Raw genomic sequence first — 15,128 nt, 5'->3', positions numbered from 1 at the left:
GGTCTCAACCTTTGTCTGATATGGGCTGACAGATTCGCTGTCAGCCGGGTTACGTACTTTGTTTTCTCGTGGTTTGACGCGCGTTTAAGGGGCTTGCCCCGCAATGTCCAACCCAAATTCCAATGAGCGCGCGAAAATACTGCGATTCTCGTCATGTTCAAGCGGTTTTTCTGGCCGCCTGCTATGACAGGAAATCCCTTGCCTGTCACTCGTCTTTTTTCATGGCATCCCGCAGGTCAGCCAGCCCCGCAAAGGGTTTGACATCCTCGTCGGTCATCGCTTTTTTTCCGGGCTCAGTATAGTCGGCTTGCTCAAGTTCGGCACCGTCCTTGCGGGGATATTGCGGCAACGCAAGTGATAACGCTTCGATCATAACCTGCGCCGGATCAATTTCAGCGCCCAATGGTTCGGTCTCGTCATCTTCTGGGATTTCGAATTCGGGCTCGTCCGGATCGGTCCAATCCGCCAGAAACACACGAGTGACTGGCGTGTCGATCCGGGTTGTCACGGGTTCAAGCGTGACGACGCAGGGTTGGATCACCGTCGCACCAAGTTTGCCTTTCAGAACCCAGTCACGTTTGCCCTGGGCGCTTAGCTGCCCGACAAAGCTCAACTTGCGCAGCCCCAGCAGGCCGAGCTCCCGTTTGATCGGTTCAAGCGTGTCGCTATCTGGGCGCAGTTCAAACGGGGTTGCAGCGTTCTGGGGCAGGTCAGCCACCCGTAATGATGTTTGGTTGCTCATAGTTGAGTCTTTCCTGTGTTGAACCGGAGCGCCGGTTTCTGTAATCGGATAGGGTCCGCAAGGGGCCATGGCAAGAGGGTGTCAATGTTGAAGGGTGTGAACAGGCTGAAACCAGCATCGAAAACGCTTGTCTTTGCTGTCTGTTTGGCAGTCGCGGGCGCGTGTTCGCCGATCTTCAAGAATCACGGCTATGTGCCGCCGCCGGAGGATCTGGCCAAGATCAAAGTCGGCGTCGACACGCGCGAAAGCGTCGAAGAAACGATCGGTGCGCCAACGGCATCTGGCGTTGTACGGGATTCGGGTTATTACTACGTCGCGTCTCGAATTCGTCACTATGGACCGAAAAAGCCCGAGGTCGTTTCGCGCCAGTTGGTCGCAATCAGCTTCGACCAACGCGGTGTCGTCCGCAATATTGAGCGGTTCGGTCTGGAAGATGGCTATGTCATTGTCCTGGACCGCCGTGTGACCGATTCCAATGTCGAAGACAAAGGATTCCTGCGTCAGCTGTTGGGTAATATCGGCAACTTCAATCCGGCGAACATTCCGGGGGTCAGTCAGTAACTGAGCTGTGTAGGGGCGATGTGGCGGTCATATGGCGGTCACATGCACTATATAAGTGTTCCAGATGATTGACCGGTCAGCCACGGCAGGAGGATGCGACCATGGCTGTTTTGTTGGAGAAGGGCCGTTATCAAGCGCGCTTAGCACAAACCGCGTGTGATGTGGCCGAGGCACAGAAGCTGCGGACGCTGGCCTTCGCGACCGAGGATCAGGATTGCGATGTTTTTGATGAGCACTGCAGCCACGTGCTGATCGAGGACATGAGCACCAATGGAGAGTTGGTATGCTGCTTCCGCATGCTGACGATGCAGGACGGTGACGGAGTAGGGCGCAGTTATTCGGCTCAGTTCTATGACCTGTCAGCGCTGCGTGGTTTTACAGGGCCGATGGTCGAGATGGGTCGTTTCTGTATTCATCCTGATCGGCAAGATCCGGATATCTTGCGTGTCGCCTGGGGGGCAATGACGGCATATGTCGACCAGAACGGGGTCGAAATGCTTTTTGGCTGCTCGTCCTTTGCGGGGACTGAGACGGTTGAATATCTGGATGCTTTTGCCATGCTCAAACACAAGCATTTGGCCCCAAAACGGTGGCTGCCGCGAGTCAAGGCGCCCGATGTTTTTCGGTTTGCCACACGGTTGCGTCGCAGACCAAATGCAAAACTGGCGATGCTGCGCATGCCGCCATTGCTGCGCACCTATCTGATGATGGGCGGCTGGGTGAGTGATCACGCGGTCGTGGATCGCCAGATGAACACGCTGCATGTGTTCACGGGGCTGGAAATCAGCGCAATTCCAGCCGCGCGTAAACGCCTTCTGCGGGCCGTGGCCGGGTGAGATGGGTATTATTCAAAAGGTGAAACACGGGCGTTGACGCCTTGCCCAAGCCAGTTTAGCTGGCGGGCATGGCGAGAATTCCTTTGTTGCAGATGTCCGGTATCTCTCTGACTTTCGGGGGTGATCCGGTGTTTTCCGGTTTGGATCTGGTGGTTCAACCCGGTGATCGCGTCGCGCTGGTCGGGCGGAATGGGTCGGGTAAATCCACCTTGATGAAAGTGATGGCCGGTCTGGTCGAGGCCGATCAGGGTGACATCGTCATCCCTCCGGGTAAATCAGTAGGTTACATGGAGCAGGAACCCGATATGCAGGGGTTCGCAACGCTTGGAGATTATGCGTCAAGCGGGTTGGAGCCCGGGGAACTCTATAAGGTCGAACGCGCTGGCGAAGGCCTGAAATTCGATCCCGCCCGTGCGGTCGAAACCGCATCAGGTGGGGAGCGGCGGCGGGCGGCATTGGCCAAGCTGATGGCCGAGGCACCGGACCTGATGCTGCTGGACGAGCCGACCAACCACTTGGATATCGAGGCGATTGCTTGGCTGGAACGCGAGTTGGGATCGACCCGCGCGGCTTATGTTTTGATTTCGCATGACCGCGCTTTCCTGCGCGCGCTGACCCGCGCCACTCTGTGGATAGATCGCGGGATTGTACGGCGACAGGAGCAGGGGTTTGAAGCCTTTGAAAGCTGGCGGGACAAGGTCTGGGAAGAAGAAGACCAGCAGCGCCACAAGCTGAACCGCTTGATCAAGTCCGAGGCGCGATGGGCCGTCGAAGGGATCAGCGCGCGCCGCAAACGCAATCAGGGCCGAGTGCGGGCTTTGCAGGCGTTGCGGGCGGAGCGCGCGGCGCAAATCAAACGTCAGGGTTCGGCTGCTATGACGTTGGAATCCGGTCCAAAATCAGGCCGTAAGGTCATCGAAGCCACTGGCGTTTCGAAGGCCTTCGAGTCCCAGCAGATTGTGCGCAATTTCGATCTGCTGGTGCAGCGTGGGGACCGTGTGGCTTTTGTCGGCCCCAACGGTGTGGGCAAGACCACATTGCTGAAAATGCTGCTGGGTCAGGTCGAACCGGACGAGGGTTCGGTGGTGTTGGGCACGAATCTTGAGATCGCTGTTTTCGATCAGGCCCGTGCGCAGTTGGACCCGGAAATGAGCCTGTGGGACAGCTTGACCGGCGATCCCGAGATGCGGGTGTCGGGCAAGGCCGATCAGGTGATGGTCGGCGGGCAGCCCAAGCATGTGGTGGGCTATCTCAAAGAGTTTCTGTTCGATGATGCGCAGGCAAGAGCGGCTGTTAAGTCCTTGTCCGGAGGGGAAAAAGCGCGGTTGCTGTTGGCCAAGCTGATGGCAAAAACCTCGAACCTTCTGGTACTGGACGAACCGACGAACGACCTGGATGTCGAAACGCTGGATCTGCTGCAGGAATTGCTGGACGACTACGATGGAACGGTCTTGCTGGTCAGTCACGACCGAGATTTTCTGGATCGAGTCGCCACCACAACCATCGCGATGGAGGGCAATGGGCGGGCAACCGTTTACGCCGGAGGGTGGTCCGACTACATCGCGCAGCGTGGAGAGTTAACTCAGAAAAAAGAAGATAAAACAAAACCTTCAAAGCCGAAGATGAAGCAAGAGGCAAAGCCAAAACCTGGCCTCTCATTCTCGGAAAAGCACCGGCTAGAGAAGCTACCTGCCGAGATCGCGCGACTTGAGGCCGAGATTGCCAAGCTTGAAGAACTGATGTCGGACCCCGAGCTGTTCACCCGCGAACCGGTCAAGTTTCAGAAAGCGACAGACGCCTTGGTCGAACGACAGGAAAAACTATCAGCAGCCGAGGAAGAGTGGCTGATGCTGGAAGAAAAGGCTGAATCCGGTTGAGTCCGAGTTGAACACCGTCAAATGGGTAAATCCTCCGAGTTGTACAAAACCCAAGCTTCTGGATTGAACACGATTTATTAACCGCTTTGAGCCCCTTGCGGTCGATGTCAGTTTGGTCCCGTGTGTCAGGTTTAGCACATTTCTCTAACTCGTAACAGAAACGCTAATTTGCGGGCTCCCGTTTCAAAAATGAAGTTCAGGCAGGCGCACCTTGTGGCGCTAAAATTGTCATACCTGTCTTTTCGGCCACCGCCACAATGGCCGGAATGTCGGGTGGTCCGTCAGGAGCGGGAATGTCTGTGGTGCCGTCTGGCATTGCTTCACCCGCTTCGGTGAAGAATGTATCGTGCATTGCTCCTGGGGCATTGACGCATAACAGGCGACCTGGGCTTTGTCCAATACAGGTAAACGCATGCACGGCGCCGTCCGGGACTTTCACGAAATCACCGATGCTTACCTTACTCGTTTCGCCGTTCAGGAAAAATTCAAACTCTCCTTCGAGCACATAGAAACTCTCGTCTTCGCCAGCATGATGATTGGGAGGCGCACCCGCTCCCGGGGCGGTCTTTATTTCGACGATGGTACAGCGATCTCCGGTTTCAGCAGGAAACGCGTGAAACGTCAGAAGATTACCAAGTAGGTGATATGTGCGTGGACGAGACTCTGTCATTTCAACGGCTCCCTTTACTTCGATGAACGCATCATTATGATACATATATCTACTCATGAGACAAGTGTATCATTAAGGAACGCGCGATTTGGCTCCTCGCACCAATCAAAAGAACAGAACAAGAGAGGCCTTGCTGTCGGCAGCACGTGAGCTTATGTCCGAAGGAGAAAACGTGACGCTTGCCAGAGTCGCAGAGCGAGCGAAAACTGGCCGCGCGACAGTGTACCGGTACTTCTCAGACCCCAATGTTTTGGCCTTGGATGCGACCCTCGACATAGAGGTGACTCCAACTGCAGGACTGCTGGAAGGACTTGAGGATGTGCGAAGCCGTGTGCACGCGGTGGCGCGCTACTATTTGGATTTCTCGCGCGAACACGAGGCTTACTTCCGTCAGTTTTTGGCTGAATCGCTAAAGGCATCACTTCAGGACGGTACTGTCAAAATGCGCGGCGCCAGAAGAGTGATAGCATTTGGCGAGGCCCTAGAACCTGTCCGCCGTTCGATGAAACGGAGTGATTACGAAGACTTGACTCTACGTTTGGCCATGACAACAGGCATGGAACAGTTTGTGATATTGGAAGACATTCTGCGAGTAGACCAGCAGAAAGGATACCGCTTGCAAGAAGGTCTCGTGGACGCTCTGCTTGATCAATACCTGCCGAATGTGTGAAACATACCAGCAAAGCAATCTTGGCTAAACGGACGCTTTGTCCGCAAAGGTGACACCTCTAAAGAAAGCAAAACAGCTTCAATCAGGCGTAGAAGTGTTTGACACGGCTCATTGTTTTTCTGTGGTCCGGGCCTTCGAAAAAGAAGAAGTGCAAGGTATTCGGCATATGGCTTGCGGTCATTCGTGAGGTCAGATCGCGCGGGCTGGGTTGCCGACAACGGTCGCCCTTGGTGGGACGTCTTTCGTGACGATACTGCCGGCGCCAATGATGGCGCGGTCTCTGATTGTGACGCCGGGCATGATGATGGCGCCACCGCCGATCCAGACATTCTCGCCTATTGTCACAGGGTGGGCGAGTTCCAGACCTTGCGCGCGTAAGGCGGGGTCTTTCGCGTGCTCGGCGCAGTAGATCTGTACCGTGGGACCAAGCATCGTATCATTGCCGATGTGAACGGGCGCGGTGTCGAGAACGACACAGCCAGCGTTTAGATAAACCCGACTACCCAGAGACAGGTTTATTCCGTAGGCGCAATGGAATGGTGCCTCGACAAAGCAATCCTGACCGATATGGGTAAATAGCGCCGCAAGTTCCGGAGCCAAATAGCCCCTTTCATCTGGCGGGCAAGTGTTATGGGCATGGACAGCACGGCGCGCGGTGGCAAGCAACGCATCGAGTTCCGGATCAAGGCAGCGATACCAGTCGCCTGCCTCCATTTTCTGCCGCTCGGTCATGGCATTGATTTACCTCATCCGGAGGGCACCGTCGATGCGGATAACCTCTCCGTTAAGGTAGCCCATCTCGACGATAAACCCGGCCAGCCGCCCGTATTCAAGGGGATCGCCAAGGCGGGCAGGGTTGGGGACGTCCGCTGCAAGTTGCTGCTGCACCTCTTCGGGCAGGCCAGCCAGCATGGGCGTCATGAAAATACCCGGTGCGATGGCCATCACGCGGATGCCAGTGGATGCCAGATCACGGGCCATGGGCAGGGTCATGCCGACCACTCCGCCTTTCGAGGCCGCATAAGCGGCCTGACCCTTTTGCCCGTCAAAGGCGGCGATAGAGGCGGTGTTGATGATCACGCCGCGTGCGCCGTCCGGTTCGGGATCGTTCTTTGCCATTTCGGCGGCGGCAAGGCGTGAGACGTTGAAAGTGCCGACCAGATTGATGTCGATGGTTCGCTGGAAGGCGTCCAGGGGGTGGGGGCCGTCTTTGCCGACGGTTTTGGCTCCGATCGCGATACCGGCGCAGTTCACCGCCGCGGTGATGCGACCCATCTTGTCCTTCGCCTGCGCAATGGCCGCAGCGACCGAGGCCTCATCCGTCACATCGGTCTGTGCAAAATACCCACCAATCTCAGCCGCGACCTGAGGGCCGCGCTCGGCATCACGATCAAGGATGGTTACTTGTGCGCCGCTCTCGGCAAAATGACGGGCTGTGGCTTCACCCAGGCCGGACGCTCCGCCGGTGATGACTGCAGCTGTGGTTGAGAGTTGCATGAAGGGCCTCATCTTGATCTGAACACTTGTTCAGATAGTCGCAAGCAGGGGGTGCTGTCCAGTCACAGTGTTGATCAATCCAGCCTGCTACGCTGTTGCATGGGCGTGATCCCAAAGGTCGCACGATAGACGCGCGAGAAGTGACCAGCGCTTTCGAACCCGCAGGCAAAGGCGACCTCGGTCACTGAGGACTCGGTCTGCAAAAGCAGGTTACGCGCCCGTTCCAGGCGCAATTCCATGAAATATTTCTTAGGCGAAGTGTTCAGGAATTTTCCGAACAAGCGTTCGAGTTGCCGGGTCGAAATTCCGATATCGGCGGCAATGACTGATGGCGACAGCGGGCTTTGGATGTTTTCAGTCATGATGTTGATCGCCTTGGCCAAATGCGCATTGCGCATTCCGTTGCGTGATTGCAGTGATACGCGCTGATCAGCGGTGGCATTACGCACGGCGTTATAGACCATCTGATCGGCAACGGCGACGGACATGTCGTGGCCGTGATCCCGTTCGATCAGGTGCAGCATCAGATCGGCAGTTGCCGTGCCGCCCGATGCGGTCATGTGTTTTTCGTCAGCGACAAAAACGCTGCGAACCAGGTTGATTTCGGGAAAAGCCTCCATAAAAGAATCGTGGTATTCCCAATGAATTGCAGCCTGCATACCGTCCAGAAACCCGGCTTCGGCCAGCAACCAAGCACCAGAACACAGTGCGCCGATATTGGTCCCACGCACGCGTTCACGGCGCAATGTGGCCAGCAGTGGCTTCGTGACATGATTTCGCATGTGAATGCCCGACAAAACAAACAACTGGTCGCATTTGGGCACGGACTGCAGCCCGCCATGTACCAGAGTTATTGATCCGTTGGAGCAAACCGCCTGCTCTCCGTGCTCTGACCGAAAGGACCATTGGTAGAGCTCTTCACCCGCCACCCAATTGGCAATGCGCAACGGTTCGACCGCGCATGAGAAGGCGAGGTGCGAGAATTCCTCGACCAGTATGAAAGTGAAGTGTTGCGGTTTGTGCATGGGGTGGACCGGAATCAGGGCGTTTCTGAATGTACCGGCATGCTGCACGAAAACTAACTGTATACAACATGTATTTTCTTGAGATACCACTATGCGCATACGCGATTCGAAAACGGCAATGGAAGGCTTGGGATGCAGGGCGAGGACAGATCACCGAAAGAGGCGTTGGCCGAACATCTCAAGATGTCGGTTCTGACCTTGCGCCTGAGCCCCGGAGAGGATCTGGACGAGGCGCAGCTGTCGCAGGCCTTTGGCCTGTCGCGCACGCCGTTGCGCGAAGTGTTCCGGCAGTTGGCCGGTGAGGGCTATCTGGACCTGCGCACCCATCGCGGGGCGCGGGTGTCCGAGATGTCTCATACCACGTTGCGCGATTTCTTTCTGGTTGCGCCGATGATCTATGGCGCGGTGCTGCGTCTGGCCGCGGCCAATGCGACGCCTGATCAGATTGATCAGTTGAAAGAGGCGCAACAGACGTTTCGGCAGGCCTTGTGTAAAGGCTCGGCTGAGGAGCGGACGCTGGCCAATACCCGGTTTCACGAGGCGACCGGAGAGATGGCGGGGAATGTCTATTTATCCCCATCGTTCAATCGGCTGCTGATCGACCATGCGCGGATCGGGATGACATTTTATCGCCCGCAGACCGCGCAGATGACCGAAAACCTGTCGCAAGCCAGTCATCAGCACGACGCCATCATCGCTGCCATCGAGGCGGGCGATGAGGCGGCTGCTGCGCAGCTTGCCGACGACCATTGGACCCTGTCACGCGATCAGATCGAGCTGTTCGTGATGCCTGAGGGTTTGGATTTTCCGCTGGGGCAAGTCCCCGGCAAGACATCTGCATGAGAGACACATGACTCCGATCTTCAGATTTGAGGGTATCTATACGCCGGTGGTGACACCCTACGCGGCGGATGGCAGCGTGAATTGGGACGCGCTGGCCGTGGTGATCGACTATCTGGTCGAACAGGGTGTGCACGGGTTGATCTCGGGTGGATCGACCGGTGAGAACTATGCCCAGACCGTTGATGAACGGCTGGAACTGGCGCAGTTTACGCATGAACAGCTGAAGGGGCGGGTGCCTCTGGTTGTGGGAACGGGGGCGATGCTGACCGGCGACTCAGTAGCTTTGGCCTCAGGCGCGCGAGACTTAGGCGCGGATGCGATCCTGTTGGCCAGCCCTCCATATTCGGTGCCGACAGACCGTGAGAATGCGCTGAACGCTCTGGCGATCGACAAGGCGGCTGATCTGCCGGTGATGCTTTACAATTATCCGCACCGGACCGGCACGATGATGGGGGAAGAGTTCCTGGATCGTGTGGGCCGCAGCCGGAATTTCTGCGGCATCAAGGAAAGCTCGGGCGATATCAACCGGGTACACCTGCTGGCGCGGGATTACCCTCATATTCAACTGGGCTGCGGCATGGATGATCAGGCGCTGGAGTTCTTCGCCTGGGGCGCTCCGTTCTGGGTCTGCGGCGGATCGAACTTTCTGCCCGCCGAGCACGTGGCGCTGTATCAGGCCTGTGTGATCGAGGGCGACTTTGCCAGAGGCCGCCGCATCATGAGCGCGCTCATGCCGCTGATGCGGGTGCTGGAGCAGGGCGGCAAGTTCATTCAGACGATCAAGCATGGCGTCACTATGAACGGGATCGATGCGGGGATGGTCAGGTCGCCCCTTAAAGGCCTGAACAAAGATGACAAACGCGCGCTGGAACAGGTGACGCGCGTTCTGAAACGCAAAATCGCAGATATCGTGGCGGAGGATTGAGGCATGAGCTTGCTGACGAAAGATGAATACGAATCCATCGCTGCGCATCTGGATTTGCCGACGGGCGCGTTCATAGATGGCGGCTATCGCCCGGCAATCTCGGGACAGGTGTTCGAGACCGTGAACCCCGCCACTGGCGCGGTGCTGACCAGTATTGCAGCCTGCGGTGTCGAGGATGTGGATTTTGCCGTTGAAAAGGCGCGTGAAGCGTTTGATGATGGGCGTTGGTCAAAGATGCACCCATCGGATCGCAAGGACGTTCTGATTCGCCTGTGCAAGCTGATCACCCGCAACGCGCGGGAACTGGCGGTGATGGAGAGCATCGATAGCGGCAAGACGATCTTTGATTGCGAAACCGTCGATGTGCCCGAGACGATCCACTGTCTGAAGTGGCATGCCGAGGCGATCGACAAGATTTACGATCAGGTCTCGCCCGCCAGCGACGACCATATTGCCATGGTGGTGCGCGAACCCATCGGTGTGATCGGGCTGGTATTGCCGTGGAACTTCCCCTTGTTGATGCTGGCATGGAAGATCGGGCCGGCATTGGCGGCGGGCTGTTCGGTGGTGGTGAAGCCTGCGACCGAGACCTCTCTGACCGCGCTAAAGGTGGCGGAGCTGGCTGCAGAGGCGGGATTGCCGCGCGGTGTGCTGAATGTGGTGCCCGGCGGTGGCGCCGAGGTAGGCGAACCCATCGGGCGGCATATGGATATCGATATGGTATCCTTCACCGGCTCGACCGTGACGGGCAAGAAGTTCCTGAGCTATTCCGCCGAAAGCAACGCCAAGGAAGTGGTGCTTGAGATGGGCGGCAAGAACCCGGCTATCGTGATGGACGATGCGGAAAATCTGGATCGGGTGGCGGCGCATGTCGTCAATGGCGCGTTCTGGAATATGGGCGAGAATTGCTCGGCCTCTTCGCGGTTGATCGTGCATAAGGACGTGAAGGCAGAATTGCTGGAACGGATCGCGCATCATGCCAAGCACTGGAATGTCGGCGACCCGCTGGACCCTGAAACTCGGTTGGGCGCGCTTGTCAGTGAAGGGCATTATTCCAAGGTGTGCGGCTATCTGGATCAGGCCGAAACCGTGCTGATTGGTGGCAAGGCGGAGAATGGGTTCGTCGAGGCCACGGTGATCGAAGTGCCCGGAAACGATGCCACGCTGGCGCGCGAGGAAATCTTTGGCCCGGTCTTGTCGGTGATCGAAGTCTCTGGCTTTGACGAGGCGATTAGCATTGCTAATGACACTGAGTATGGCCTGTGTGCGTCGATCTTCACGGCCAACGCCAAACGCGCCATCCGGGGCGCACGGGCGATCCGGGCGGGAACCGTCACGGTCAACAGCTTTGGCGAAGGTGACATCACCACACCATTTGGCGGTTACAAGCAATCGGGGTTTGGTGGTCGGGACAATTCGGTCCATGCCCATGATCAGTATACCCAGCTGAAAACCATTTGGATTGATCTGACTGATGACGAAGATGAGGCGGTGGATTGACGAGCTACGCCGCCAAACGGTTGCCCCGGCAGACCGGCGCGGCGGGATGGAATGCGATCCTGCCGCCGCAGCAATCGCTGCCCCGGCTTGAGCAAGACCAGACCGCAGATGTGACCATCATCGGCGGTGGTTTTGCCGGGCTGACGGCGGCCCGGCGACTGCATCAGCTTGATCCGGGTCTGAAGGTTTTCGTGCTGGAGGCCGGGCGCTTTGCCGAAGGTTCGGCCGGGCGAAACTCGGGTTTCATGATCGATCTTCCGCATGATCTGGCTTCGGACAACTATGCAAGCGATGGGTTGGAGGCGGACCGAGCCACGATCGCGCTGAACCGTCAGGCCATATCCTTTGCAACGGAGGTGGCAGAAGAGTGTGATCTGTCGCTTGAGTCGTTCGACTCGTGCGGCAAGATCAATGCCGCAGCGACACCAGATGGAGATCGGCACAACGCAGATTATGCAGCTCATCTGGCGCATCTGGGTGAGCCTTGCGAGCTGTATGATGCGCATCAGATGCAGGCGCTGACGGGCAGTCCGCATTACACTTCGGGTCTGTTTGCGCCGGGAACAGTGATGATTCAGCCCGCTGCTTACATCCGTGCCCTGTCCGCGTACCTTGCAGGACAGATTGGGGTGTTTGAGAATTCATCCGTGACTGGGTTCAGTAAGAAGGGCAGTGGCTGGGAAGTCGAAACCGAAAAGGCGCATGTGTCGACCGGCCGCATTATTCTGGCCAATAATGGACACATCGAGAGCTTTGGTTTCTACCAGCGGCGTCTGATGCATATCTGCCTCTATGCTTCGATGACCGAACCGTTGAGCGAGGCGCAGATTGCCAAATTGGGCGGGCAGCCGCGCTGGTCGGTGACGCCTGCGGATCCGATGGGCACTTCGGTGCGGCGGCTTTCGGGCAGCTATGGGGATCGTATTCTGATCCGGACCTGTTCCAGCTTTCATCCTGAAATTCACAGTAACGAGAGCCATTTGAAGCGGGCAGGCAAAGTGCATGACCGTAAGTTTCAGGAGCGGTTTCCGAATTTGTCCGATGTGGGGATGGAACATCGCTGGGCCGGGATGTTGTGCCTTAGCCGCAATGGTTCAGCCGCATTTGGTGAGGTTGATCAAGGGGTCTATGCCGCCTGCTGCCAGAACGGATTGGGCATCGCCCGCGGCACGTTGCAAGGAATGGGAGTAGCAGAGCTTGCGCTGGGGAAAGACTCCCAGATTTCAGACCATTTTCTAGCGCAGCCGATGCCGCCGCGCTTGCCACCCGAGCCCTTCGCATCAGCGGGTGCCAATGCGTATCTGCGCTGGAAAGAGTGGCGATCCGGGGCGGAATAACCCGCCTGCTGGTCAGGGCAGGCTGAGCTTTGCCATTCGCCCGCCATCGACGGTGTAAATCTGGCCGGTGACAAACCCGGCCTCATCAGCAGCCAGAAACGCGACCAGTGCGGCGACTTCTTTGGGGTCACCAGTGCGGCCTACGGGATGAATACGGGCGATATCCCGGCGGAACACGGCGGGGTCGTCCATGCTGTCGATGAAATCGAGGTTGAGATCGGTGTCGATCCAGCCCGGAGCAACCGCATTGCAGCGGATGCCCTCTGCGCCATGGTCGACGGCAACCGCGCGGGTCAGCCCGTGCAGCCCGGCCTTTGAGGCGCAATAGGCGGCATGGCCCGGATTGCTGCCCAGCCCTTCGACCGAGCCGATGTTGACGATGCTTCCCTTAGTTTTGCGCAGATGCGGCAGAGCGGCCTGGATCAACAGGAAAGGGGCGGTCAGGTTGACCATGATGTTGCGTTGCCAATCCGCCAGAGACATGTCGTCGACCGATGCTTCCTGCATCATGCCCGCGTTGTTGACCAGCACATCCAGCCGACCCGCTTGAGCAATGACCTGCTCGATGATCTGTGCGGGGCTATCGGGGTCTGAATAATCCGCATGGAAGGAGGGGAATTCGTCGTCCATTCCACGTTGAGCGGTGTAGACATCTGCGCCTTCAGCACGCAGGCGATGTGCGATGGCGCGCCCGATGCCGCTGCGTCCGCCAGTAACCAGCGCAGTTTTTCCGACAAATCTGTTCATTGCACCGGCTTGCCTCCGTTCACTTCAACCAACGCACCGCACATGTACCGCGCGGCGTCCGAGGCCAGAAACAGGATCACGTCCGCGATATCCTCGGGTTCGGCAATCCGGCCCAACGGCACTGATTTTCCAAGCTCGGCAACGGCACTATCGGGATCAAACCCCCGTTTTGCAAAGCCGGAGCGCAGCATCGGTGTGTTCACTTCATTCGGGCAAACGGCGTTTATGCGGATGCCCTGATGCGCGTGATCCTGCCCCATGCATTGTGTGAGACTGGCGATGGCCGCTTTGGTCATGCAGTAGACCGCATGATCCGGGCCGGGTCGGAGGCCCCAACAGGACGCGGTGTTTACGATTGTTCCGCCACCTGCCGCGGCCATGATTGGAATGGCGGCCCGGCAGATGCGGAACGGCGCCTCGACATTCACACCCAACGACAGGGCCCAATCCTCATCCGAAGTCTCGGTCACAGCTCCGCGCGTAATGACGCCCGCATTGTTGACCACGATATCAAGACCGCCCAGGGCCTGTGCGGCTTTGGCGGGTAGCCCGTCGGCATAGGCCGGATCCAACAGATCGCCGGGCAGATGCGCTTCTGCTTCGATCCCCTCCAGCGAGCGGTCTGCCACCGCCACTTGCGCACCTGCTGCGCGCAGGCGCTGCACGAGAGAGGTTCCGATACCCCCGGCGGCACCGGTCACCAGGGCTGTTTTTCCATTGAAATCCATGTTTGCCCCCAATCAGAACGATGCGACTGGCGCGCCAAATCGGCTTTCGTCAGGTGATACGCCAAGCCCCGGTGCGGTCGGAACGCGAATATGGCCGCCCTCAATCCGGATGCCGTTTTCGGGATCATAGTTTCCTTCGATATAGGGTGCAGCGAGCCATACACCTTCGAGCAATTCGGTCTTCACCGTAGCACCGATATGGGTGCAGGCCGCTGCGATAATGTCGCCGCCCCAGCTGTCGTCACAGGTATGGGGCAGATTGCGGGCCTCGCACAGATCGCGGAAGGTGCGCATCGGGTGCAGGCCGCCTATACGGGTGACCTTCATGCCGAACCCGTCCACCAGCCCGGTGCCCGCCGCAGTAATGACGGTGTTCAGGCTGGTGCTGTTTTCATCCATGTAGATCGCGTGAGTTACCTGTGGCCGGATTTTCTGCAGATCTTCGATTGTGTTGCAGGGCTGCTCCATGATGAAGGGAATGTCGGGACATTCGCGGCTGACACGCAGCGCATCTCGGGTGGTCCAGCCACGGTTGCCATCCACGGCAAGGCGCATGCCAGAGCCACCGATCACCTCCCAAACTTTGCGGATGGTTTCGATATCCAGCTCTACCGGGCGACCGCCGACCTTGATCTGGAGGCGAGGATAGCCTTCGGACTGCTTATCCGCAGACAACCGGGCGATGTCATCCGGTGCGCCGACGCCTGTTGCGTAATACGAGGGCACTTTGTCGGTTACAGCACCTCCCAGCAGGGTCGATACACTTACACCATAGTGTTTGCCCAACAGATCGTGCGCCGCGATATCAATTGCCGCTTTGGCGTAGTTATGACCGTTCAAAAGGCCGTCCATTTGGCGATACAAGCCAAGCGGCGAGACCTCAGCGCCCAGCAGATCTGGTGCCATCTGCGCTAGCGCGGCCCGTGCGCCTGCCGAATGTGCTTCGGCATAGGTGGGACCGACCGGACAGGTCTCGCCCCATCCGACTAGACCATTATCAGCAACCAGTTTGACCAGCGTTGTATCCAGAGCCCAGACCTGGGCGCGGGCCATGGTGTATGGGCCATTTTTCACCGGTAGATCATGGCCGTAGATGTGGATTTCAGCAATTCTCACGTTTTGTGTTTCCCGATGTCTCTGAATGGAAAAGACCCGCCCAATAGTTCGGGC

General features: G+C 57.8%; 16 protein-coding genes. 8 read left to right on the top strand and 8 right to left on the bottom strand.

Translation table 11 applies throughout. The annotated features are described in order from the left end of the window. Positions 1 to 205 precede the first annotated feature (205 nt). Complete coding sequence (locus tag ACRZ91_RS04720) at positions 206 to 742, bottom strand: YceD family protein (RefSeq protein WP_170470814.1); 537 nt, start codon at positions 740 to 742, stop codon at positions 206 to 208. Between the two features lie 84 nt (positions 743 to 826). Here ACRZ91_RS04720 and ACRZ91_RS04715 point away from each other — a divergent pair, with 84 nt between their 5' ends. From ACRZ91_RS04715 to ACRZ91_RS04705, 3 genes are all read left to right on the top strand, one after another. Continuing rightward, entirely contained in the window at positions 827 to 1,303 is a 477-nt protein-coding gene (locus ACRZ91_RS04715; RefSeq protein ID WP_170470812.1) for an outer membrane protein assembly factor BamE, read from the top strand. A 101-nt stretch (positions 1,304 to 1,404) separates the two neighbouring features. Next, complete coding sequence (locus ACRZ91_RS04710) at positions 1,405 to 2,139, top strand: GNAT family N-acetyltransferase (protein WP_480902982.1); 735 nt, start codon at positions 1,405 to 1,407, stop codon at positions 2,137 to 2,139. Between the two features lie 68 nt (positions 2,140 to 2,207). Beyond that, positions 2,208 to 4,016: an ABC-F family ATP-binding cassette domain-containing protein gene (locus ACRZ91_RS04705; RefSeq protein WP_480902980.1), complete on the top strand. Its 1,809-nt coding sequence runs from the start codon at positions 2,208 to 2,210 to the stop codon at positions 4,014 to 4,016. A 196-nt stretch (positions 4,017 to 4,212) separates the two neighbouring features. On the opposite strand, the gene ACRZ91_RS04700 is transcribed toward ACRZ91_RS04705, so the two are convergent. Beyond that, positions 4,213 to 4,686 carry a cupin domain-containing protein gene (locus ACRZ91_RS04700; RefSeq protein WP_480902978.1) on the bottom strand — a complete coding sequence of 158 codons (474 nt, stop codon included), beginning with the start codon at positions 4,684 to 4,686 and terminating at the stop codon, positions 4,213 to 4,215. A 130-nt stretch (positions 4,687 to 4,816) separates the two neighbouring features. On the opposite strand from ACRZ91_RS04700, the gene ACRZ91_RS04695 reads away from it, so the two are divergent. Beyond that, a complete protein-coding gene (locus ACRZ91_RS04695; protein ID WP_139056599.1) occupies positions 4,817 to 5,356 on the top strand; it encodes a TetR/AcrR family transcriptional regulator in 540 nt (179 codons plus the stop codon). Between the two features lie 189 nt (positions 5,357 to 5,545). Here ACRZ91_RS04695 and ACRZ91_RS04690 read toward each other — a convergent pair whose 3' ends face one another. The 3 genes from ACRZ91_RS04690 to ACRZ91_RS04680 all read right to left on the bottom strand — a co-directional run bounded on the left by ACRZ91_RS04690 (position 5,546) and on the right by ACRZ91_RS04680 (position 7,878). After that, on the bottom strand, positions 5,546 to 6,088 hold the full coding sequence (locus tag ACRZ91_RS04690; protein ID WP_480902975.1) for a sugar O-acetyltransferase: 543 nt from the start codon (positions 6,086 to 6,088) through the stop codon (positions 5,546 to 5,548). Positions 6,089 to 6,097: 9 nt separating this feature from the next. Further along, complete coding sequence (locus ACRZ91_RS04685) at positions 6,098 to 6,853, bottom strand: SDR family NAD(P)-dependent oxidoreductase (RefSeq protein WP_480902973.1); 756 nt, start codon at positions 6,851 to 6,853, stop codon at positions 6,098 to 6,100. Positions 6,854 to 6,927: 74 nt separating this feature from the next. After that, positions 6,928 to 7,878, bottom strand: coding sequence for a GlxA family transcriptional regulator (locus ACRZ91_RS04680; RefSeq protein ID WP_480902971.1), 951 nt, complete (start codon positions 7,876 to 7,878; stop codon positions 6,928 to 6,930). Positions 7,879 to 8,010: 132 nt separating this feature from the next. Here ACRZ91_RS04680 and ACRZ91_RS04675 point away from each other — a divergent pair, with 132 nt between their 5' ends. The 4 genes from ACRZ91_RS04675 to ACRZ91_RS04660 are packed head-to-tail and all read left to right on the top strand — an operon-like array spanning position 8,011 to position 12,483. Continuing rightward, complete coding sequence (locus ACRZ91_RS04675; protein WP_480902969.1) at positions 8,011 to 8,721, top strand: GntR family transcriptional regulator; 711 nt, start codon at positions 8,011 to 8,013, stop codon at positions 8,719 to 8,721. A 7-nt stretch (positions 8,722 to 8,728) separates the two neighbouring features. After that, positions 8,729 to 9,646, top strand: a complete 918-nt coding sequence (locus tag ACRZ91_RS04670) for a dihydrodipicolinate synthase family protein (RefSeq protein WP_480902967.1) — start codon at positions 8,729 to 8,731, stop codon at positions 9,644 to 9,646. 3 nt (positions 9,647 to 9,649) lie between these two features. After that, on the top strand, positions 9,650 to 11,146 hold the full coding sequence (locus ACRZ91_RS04665; protein ID WP_480902965.1) for an aldehyde dehydrogenase: 1,497 nt from the start codon (positions 9,650 to 9,652) through the stop codon (positions 11,144 to 11,146). Next, the gene (locus tag ACRZ91_RS04660) at positions 11,143 to 12,483 is read left to right on the top strand and encodes an NAD(P)/FAD-dependent oxidoreductase (protein ID WP_480902963.1); all 1,341 of its coding nucleotides are present in this window, start codon (positions 11,143 to 11,145) and stop codon (positions 12,481 to 12,483) included. The genes ACRZ91_RS04665 and ACRZ91_RS04660 overlap by 4 nt, the downstream gene beginning before the upstream one ends. 12 nt (positions 12,484 to 12,495) lie before the next feature. Here the strand turns inward: ACRZ91_RS04660 and ACRZ91_RS04655 are convergent, their stop codons facing one another. Genes ACRZ91_RS04655 through ACRZ91_RS04645 form a run of 3 tightly spaced genes read right to left on the bottom strand, consistent with a single transcriptional unit; the run spans position 12,496 to position 15,074 of the window. After that, the gene (locus ACRZ91_RS04655) at positions 12,496 to 13,230 is read right to left on the bottom strand and encodes an SDR family oxidoreductase (RefSeq protein WP_170470794.1); all 735 of its coding nucleotides are present in this window, start codon (positions 13,228 to 13,230) and stop codon (positions 12,496 to 12,498) included. Then, on the bottom strand, positions 13,227 to 13,958 hold the full coding sequence (locus tag ACRZ91_RS04650) for an SDR family NAD(P)-dependent oxidoreductase (protein WP_480902961.1): 732 nt from the start codon (positions 13,956 to 13,958) through the stop codon (positions 13,227 to 13,229). Before ACRZ91_RS04650 ends, ACRZ91_RS04655 begins: the two co-directional genes overlap by 4 nt. A 12-nt stretch (positions 13,959 to 13,970) precedes the next feature. Continuing rightward, a complete protein-coding gene (locus ACRZ91_RS04645; protein ID WP_480902959.1) occupies positions 13,971 to 15,074 on the bottom strand; it encodes a mandelate racemase/muconate lactonizing enzyme family protein in 1,104 nt (367 codons plus the stop codon). Positions 15,075 to 15,128 lie beyond the last annotated feature (54 nt).

This window comes from Ruegeria sp. O11 (assembly GCF_056535285.1).
This window is presented reverse-complemented; position numbering and strand designations above follow the sequence as displayed.

Excerpts from the sequence above, each read along its gene's own strand:
- ACRZ91_RS04720 (WP_170470814.1), bottom strand. The coding sequence starts at position 742 with ATGAGCAACCAAACATCATTACGGGTGGCTGACCTGCCCCAGAACGCT.
- ACRZ91_RS04705 (WP_480902980.1), top strand. The coding sequence starts at position 2,208 with ATGGCGAGAATTCCTTTGTTGCAGATGTCCGGTATCTCTCTGACTTTC.
- ACRZ91_RS04715 (WP_170470812.1), top strand. The coding sequence starts at position 827 with ATGTTGAAGGGTGTGAACAGGCTGAAACCAGCATCGAAAACGCTTGTC.
- ACRZ91_RS04650 (WP_480902961.1), bottom strand. The coding sequence starts at position 13,958 with ATGGATTTCAATGGAAAAACAGCCCTGGTGACCGGTGCCGCCGGGGGT.
- ACRZ91_RS04655 (WP_170470794.1), bottom strand. The coding sequence starts at position 13,230 with ATGAACAGATTTGTCGGAAAAACTGCGCTGGTTACTGGCGGACGCAGC.
- ACRZ91_RS04710 (WP_480902982.1), top strand. The coding sequence starts at position 1,405 with ATGGCTGTTTTGTTGGAGAAGGGCCGTTATCAAGCGCGCTTAGCACAA.
- ACRZ91_RS04670 (WP_480902967.1), top strand. The coding sequence starts at position 8,729 with ATGACTCCGATCTTCAGATTTGAGGGTATCTATACGCCGGTGGTGACA.
- ACRZ91_RS04700 (WP_480902978.1), bottom strand. The coding sequence starts at position 4,686 with ATGACAGAGTCTCGTCCACGCACATATCACCTACTTGGTAATCTTCTG.
- ACRZ91_RS04665 (WP_480902965.1), top strand. The coding sequence starts at position 9,650 with ATGAGCTTGCTGACGAAAGATGAATACGAATCCATCGCTGCGCATCTG.
- ACRZ91_RS04675 (WP_480902969.1), top strand. The coding sequence starts at position 8,011 with ATGCAGGGCGAGGACAGATCACCGAAAGAGGCGTTGGCCGAACATCTC.
- ACRZ91_RS04685 (WP_480902973.1), bottom strand. The coding sequence starts at position 6,853 with ATGCAACTCTCAACCACAGCTGCAGTCATCACCGGCGGAGCGTCCGGC.
- ACRZ91_RS04690 (WP_480902975.1), bottom strand. The coding sequence starts at position 6,088 with ATGACCGAGCGGCAGAAAATGGAGGCAGGCGACTGGTATCGCTGCCTT.
- ACRZ91_RS04680 (WP_480902971.1), bottom strand. The coding sequence starts at position 7,878 with ATGCACAAACCGCAACACTTCACTTTCATACTGGTCGAGGAATTCTCG.